We start from the raw sequence: 5,039 nt of genomic DNA on the forward strand, positions 1-5,039 counted from the left end.
CCGACAGCTGCGAGACCGGCCGGTGGCGCAGCGCGACCAGGTCCATCGCCGCCAGCGCCGCGGCGATCGCGGCGGCATCCTGCGCCGGGCTGGCCGCGGCCCGGCGCAGCGGCGCGCCCTGCCACGGCAGCCGGCCCAGCGCGACCAGCGTCTCGACGCTCACGTCCCAGGCGATCTCGGGGGTCTGCGGCAGGTAGCCGATGCGGCGCGCGCGGACCGGCGGCGGCAGCGCGGCGAGCGGCGCGTCGCCGCAGCAGATCCGGCCGGCGCCAGGCGCGAGCAGGCCGGCGAGGCAGGCCAGCAGGGTCGACTTGCCGGCACCGTTGGGGCCGACGATCGCGGTCACCTGCCCCGGCTGGAGGGTGAGATCGACCCCGGCGAGACGACCGGGCAGGACCAGCGCTTCGGCCCGCAGCGCCATCAGCCCAGCCCCCCGTCAAGCGGCGCGGCGCGGCCGAGGCGCAGCAGCAGCCAGAGGAAGAACGGCGCGCCGATCAGGCTGAGCGCGATGCCCAGCCGCAGCTCGGTGACCAGCGGCAGCACCCGGCACAGCATGTCGGCCAGCAGCAGCAGCACCGCGCCGGCCAGCGCCGCGGGGACGATCAGCCGCGACGGGCGGCGATCGGTGAAGGGGCGCACCAGGTGCGGCACGACCAGCCCGACGAAGCCGATGATCCCCGCCACGGCCACCCCGGTCCCGACGGTCAGCCCCACCCCGGCGATCAGCAGGAGCTGCAAGCGGCGCGGATCGAGCCCGAGCGAGCGCGCCGTCGCGGTGCCCAGCACCAGCGCATCCAGCCCCGGACCGGCCAGCCGCAGCAGCACCAGCCCGGCCAGGGTCAGCGGCACGGCGAGGCGGACCTCGCTCCAGCCGCGGTCGGTCAGCGCGCCCATCAGCCAGGTGACGATCTCGGACTGGACGAAGGCGTTGGGCGCCAGGCTGATGACCAGGCTCATCAGCGCGCCGGCGAGGCTGGCGATCATCATTCCGGCCAGGGTGAACAGCGCCAGCCCGCCGCCGGTGCTGCCGCGCCCGGCCAGCAGGCCGAGCAGCGCCATCGCCCCGCCCGCGCCAAGCAGCGCGCAGAGCGGCAGGCTCCAGCCGGCCGCCGCGGGGGCGAAGCGCAGGGCCAGCACCGCGCCGAGCGCGGCGGCCGGGGCGATCCCGAACAGGCCGGGATCGGCCAGCGGATTGCGCAGATAGCCCTGCATCGCCGCCCCCGCCCCGCCCAGCCCGGCGCCAAGCGCCACGGCCAGCACCGCGCGGGGCAGGCGCAGGCCCAGCACGATCAGCGTGGCCTGGGGCAGCGCCGGCTGGAGCGGATCGATCCACACCCGCCCGGCCAGCAGCGAGAGCGGCACGGCGAGGACAAGCGCGGTCAGGAGGACAAGGTTGAGGCGGGTCATGGGGTGCGTTTCGGACCGGCGCCGCGCGTGGCCTGCGACCGGCTCAGGCCGGGCGGGGTTGGGGATGGTTCAGCAAGAATATCATGCTCGGTCACAAACGTCCGCTCAGCCTGAGCCTGTCGAAGGCCACGCGCCACCCCCTCCTCACCCGGCCCCGCCTCTCCCGGCCCCGCCCCACCTGCAACCGCCCGCCGCACCTGTGCCAGCCGCGCCGCCGCGCGGATGATCGTCGGCCCGCCGCACCACAGCAGCGAGGGGTCGAGCCGCGCGCGGTGGGTGCCGCGCAGCCCGGCGAGGACAGGATGGGCCAGCAGCCGGTCCTCGCCCTGGCGGCCACCGGCGGCAAGGATCACCGCCGGCGGATCGGCCAGGACCCGCTCCAGCGGCAGGTAGTCGGCCTGGCCCAGCCCGCGCGCGGCGGGGGCATGGGCAAAGCCGGTGCGGCGCAGCAGGTCGACGATCAGCGCGCCCTCGCCCGGGACGATCCCGCCGCCCTGCCAGACCAGCGCGGGCACGGCCCGGCGGTCGGCCGGGCGCGCCGCGGCGAGCGCCGCGGTGATCCGCCCGACCAGCGCCTCGCCCCGCGCGGGATGCCCGGCGACCGCGGCCAGCCGGCGGACCTGGGCAAGGCTTTCCGGCACGTCATGCGCGATCGGCAGTTCGACCAGGGCAATGCCCAGCCGCGCCAGCGCGGCGCGGGTGGCGGGCGGAGTGAAGGTGCTCGACACCACCAGCGCCGGCCGCAGCGCGACGATCTCCTCGACCGTCCCGCTGACCGCCGGGTAGCGCCGGGCCAGCGCGAGATCCATCGAACTGGCCGCGGGATCGCTGCTATAGGCCGAGAGGCCGCGGATCTGCGCGGGATCGGCCACCTCGACGAGGATCGCGTCGCTGCACGGATTGAGGCTGACGATGCCCGCGCGGGGCGGCGTGGGGGGAGCCGAGGGCGACGCCGATGGCGCGCAGCCGCCCAGCCCCAGCGTCCCGATCGCGGCAAGCAGGAGGGAGCACGCGGTCGCGGGGGCCTGCCGGCTCCCCCCTCCCCGTCGTTCCGCGACCCGGACGATCCGCATCGGTGCTACATCCTGAACCGCGCGCCGACGAAGCCGGAGCGGCCGGGGGTGTTGTATCCGGCGACCGTCTGATAGCGCGCGTCGCCAAGGTTCTCCACCCGCGCGAACAGGTCGATCCCGCCCGACAAGGGCAGGCTGGCGCGCAGGTCGACCCGGTGCCAGCCATCGATCCGCACGGTATTGGCGGCATTGTCGAAGCTGTCGCCGACCAGCAGCACCGTGGTGCCCAGCGTCAGCCCGAAGGGGCTCTGCCAGTCGACCGTCAGGGTCGCGCTGTGCTGCGGGCGCAGCGGCAGGCGGCGGTCGGCATTGGGGGCCGACCGGTTGAAGGCATTGACCAGGGCATAGCCCGCCTCGACCTGCAGCCGCGCGCTGGGCCGCAGGGTCAGGGCCGCCTCGAGCCCGTCGGTCTCGGCGCGGCCGATGTTCTCCGAGCGGAAGGTGGCCGAGGAGAAGGCGATCAGGTTGGTGCTGCGGCGGTGGTACCAGGTGAGCGAGGCGGTCAGCCGCCGGTCGAGCAGGGCCTGCTCGATCGCGATGTCCACGTTCTGCGCGGTCTCGGGCTTGAGCGCGGGATTGCCGAAGGGCGGCTGGCCCTCGCTCAGGCTGGGGGCCCGGAAGCCCTCGGCATAGGTGGCGCGCAGCACGGTGCGGCCGCCGTTGGGCGTCCAGGCCAGGTTGCCGCCCAGCGTGGTCTGGCCGCCGTACTCGCTGTATTCGTCATGCCGCAGGCCGCCGGTCAGGGTCAGCCCGGTGACCGGCCGCAGGCTGAGCTGGAGATAGCCGCCGGTCACGTGGTTGTTCGCGCGGGTCGGGGTGGCGCCTTCGAAGGCCGTGCTGGCCCGGATCGCCTCGTGCTCGAGCCCGGCGACGATCTGCACCCGGTCGGTCAGGTCGAAGGCGTTGCGCCACTCGACCCGGTCGGTCACGCCCCGGGCGATGAAATTGTTGAAGCTGAACACCACCGGATCGGTGCCGACCCGGTCGATGTCCGAGCGGGTATAGGCCAGGCGGCTGCGCAGGCGTCCACCGGCCAGGGACAGGTTCAGCCCGGCGTAGGCATACCATTGCTCGTTGTCGGCCACGGGCAGCGCGTTGGCGCCGCCGCTGAAGGCGGAATCGTAGCTCGAGCGGACCTTGCTGTAGTTGCCGCGCAGGTCGAGGCCGAGGTTGTCCGTGAGCGCCACGGTGACCCGGCCGTTGAGCGCGCCCTGGCGCCCGCGGTCGGCCTCGGTCCCGCCCGAGAAGACCGAAAACCCGTCGGTGCGATAGAGCGCCCCGCCGAAGCTGTAGCCGACCGGACCGGCGCTGCCCGACAGGTTGACCCGGCCGTTGACCGTCTCGTAGGCGCCATACTCCGCGGCGGCGCGCAGGGTCAGCGGGCCGGTCGGCTTGGCGGTCTCGACGTTGATCACGCCGCCGATGGCCTGGCTGCCCCAGATGATCGAATTGGGCCCGCGCAGCACTTCGACGCGCTCGGCATTGCCGGCGAGCAGGCCGCCGAAGTCGAAGGCGGCATTGGGGCTGGACGGATCGTTGACCCGCACCCCGTCGATCAGCACGAGCGTCTGCGACGAATTGCCGCCGCGCACGAAGACGCTGCTCTGCGTCCCGACCGGGCCGCGCTGGGCGACCGCGAGCGACGGCAGGGTGCGCAGCACGTCGGTCAGGGTGACCGCCTGGAGCGTCTCGATCCGGTCGCGCCCGATCACGCTGATCGCCTGCCCGGTGCGGTCGGCCGGGGTGGCGAAGCCGTTGGCGAGGACGACGATGTCCTGCGGCGGCGCGGCGGCCTCATCGGCCCGGGCCACACCCGACATCCCCGCGACGAGCGCCGCGGAGCAAAGCAACAGTCTGGAATTCACACGCAATACTCCCATCATGAACGCATGCCGTTCATGGCGAGAGACCCCGCACGGATTCGCGGGACCACGCTGCATTCCGGTACACCCCGCCCGGCGCGGAACGACCGTCAAAGGCAGGTCTCCTGGCTCCCGGATCAGCACGGTCCGCCTGCCTTCCCAGCCGTCCCGAGGGACTGACGCCAGTGGCATGAGCGGCGGAACGCTCCCCGGTCACAGTTGCGGGGGCAGCGCGGGCCTTGCACCCGCTTCCCTCTTAGGTCCGGCCCCGCCTGGACGGTGCGCGGACAACCCGTGACGTGGGGCAGCGGATAGGCCGCTTCGCGCGGCGGCGCAAGAGGGGCACGAACGATCTCCGCAACCCGGCCTTTGGGGAAGGCTTAACCCCTTTACCCGCACAGCATGGGCCGTCCCGCCGCGGGACGGCGCGGATTCGGCGGATGCCGGCTCCACGCCCCTTAGGCTACGCGCGCAGCGCGTGGTCCGGCGCCGTGCCGGGACCGAGGAAAGGACCCGATTGACCGACCCGCCCGTGCCCCTGCCCCGGCAGGACTTGCCGATGCCGGCCCTGGCCGAGCTGCCGCCGCGCGATTTTGCCGCGCGGCTGCGGCGCGGCGCACCCGCGATCGGCACGCGGCGGGCGCGGCGGCTGCGCGCCGGGCGGACGCTGGCGATCCTCGCGGCCTGCGCCGTGCCC

5 protein-coding genes and 1 riboswitch are annotated in these 5,039 nt (G+C 74.3%); of the genes, 1 reads left to right on the plus strand and 4 read right to left on the minus strand.

Going from position 1 to position 5,039, the window contains the following annotated elements:
- From H7F53_RS17470 to H7F53_RS17485, 4 genes are all read right to left on the minus strand, one after another.
- Window positions 1-421 (minus strand): ATP-binding cassette domain-containing protein (locus H7F53_RS17470; RefSeq protein ID WP_185680795.1); only part of this gene is annotated, 421 nt, incomplete at its 3' end.
- Window positions 421-1,407, minus strand: coding sequence for a FecCD family ABC transporter permease (locus H7F53_RS17475; protein ID WP_185680796.1), 987 nt, complete (start codon window positions 1,405-1,407; stop codon window positions 421-423). The genes H7F53_RS17470 and H7F53_RS17475, both read right to left, overlap by 1 nt.
- Window positions 1,404-2,480: an ABC transporter substrate-binding protein gene (locus H7F53_RS17480; protein WP_185680797.1), complete on the minus strand. Its 1,077-nt coding sequence runs from the start codon at window positions 2,478-2,480 to the stop codon at window positions 1,404-1,406. Before H7F53_RS17480 ends, H7F53_RS17475 begins: the two co-directional genes overlap by 4 nt.
- 5 nt (window positions 2,481-2,485) lie before the next feature.
- On the minus strand, window positions 2,486-4,291 hold the full coding sequence (locus H7F53_RS17485; protein WP_185680798.1) for a TonB-dependent receptor domain-containing protein: 1,806 nt from the start codon (window positions 4,289-4,291) through the stop codon (window positions 2,486-2,488).
- 149 nt (window positions 4,292-4,440) lie between these two features.
- Window positions 4,441-4,653, minus strand: a riboswitch (cobalamin riboswitch).
- Between the two features lie 206 nt (window positions 4,654-4,859).
- Here H7F53_RS17485 and H7F53_RS17490 point away from each other — a divergent pair.
- Window positions 4,860-5,039: hypothetical protein (locus tag H7F53_RS17490; RefSeq protein ID WP_185680799.1), on the plus strand; the 180-nt coding region annotated here is incomplete at its 3' end.

Source organism: Novosphingobium piscinae (genome assembly GCF_014230355.1).
GTDB classification, from domain to species: domain Bacteria; phylum Pseudomonadota; class Alphaproteobacteria; order Sphingomonadales; family Sphingomonadaceae; genus Novosphingobium; species Novosphingobium piscinae.

Bases quoted from the DNA above. Each gene is read 5' to 3' on its own strand.
- H7F53_RS17480 (WP_185680797.1), bottom strand. From the start codon at position 2,480: ATGCGGATCGTCCGGGTCGCGGAACGACGGGGAGGGGGGAGCCGGCAG.
- H7F53_RS17475 (WP_185680796.1), bottom strand. From the start codon at position 1,407: ATGACCCGCCTCAACCTTGTCCTCCTGACCGCGCTTGTCCTCGCCGTG.